This window comes from Zestomonas carbonaria (assembly GCF_904061905.1).
In the GTDB taxonomy this organism is placed as follows: domain Bacteria; phylum Pseudomonadota; class Gammaproteobacteria; order Pseudomonadales; family Pseudomonadaceae; genus Aquipseudomonas; species Aquipseudomonas carbonaria.
The window spans coordinates 1-409 of the sequence record NZ_CAJFCI010000111.1 but is presented as its reverse complement, the minus strand read 5'-3'; the positions used below and the strand labels follow the sequence as shown (position 1 = coordinate 409).

At 52.3% G+C, this 409-nt stretch carries 1 protein-coding gene; it reads left to right on the top strand.

Annotation, left to right across the window (positions count from 1 at the left end; genetic code table 11):
* On the top strand, positions 1-409 hold a 409-nt coding region (locus PSEWESI4_RS24900; RefSeq protein ID WP_187673928.1), incomplete at both ends, for an SEL1-like repeat protein.

Genomic DNA, 409 nt, shown 5'->3' with positions numbered 1-409 from the left:
CTACCTGATGGGGGTGATGCTGCAACAAGGGATCGGGGTAAAGCAGGATAAGGTCGCGGCGCTAAGTTATTTCCGCAGGGCCGCCGATCTTGGTAACCGTCATGGACAACTGGCCGCCGGTGAAGCACTGCGTAATGCCTTTGCCCAACTGCCAAAAGCCGAACGCCAACCGGGTTATGACATCGCGGTGAAGATGTTGGAATGTGCCTTGTCGCAGGATATGGCAGAGGCAGGCCATATATTGGGACGGCATTACCTGAATTTCATGAAAGATACTCCTACAGCCTTGTTGTATTTCCAGAAAGCAGCAGCACTGGGTGATAACGACAGCTTGTGGAAGCTGTATACCACCTTCAATGAGGGGAAGTATGGTGTCGATAAAAACCCCGAGCTCGCCGTCTGTTATGAG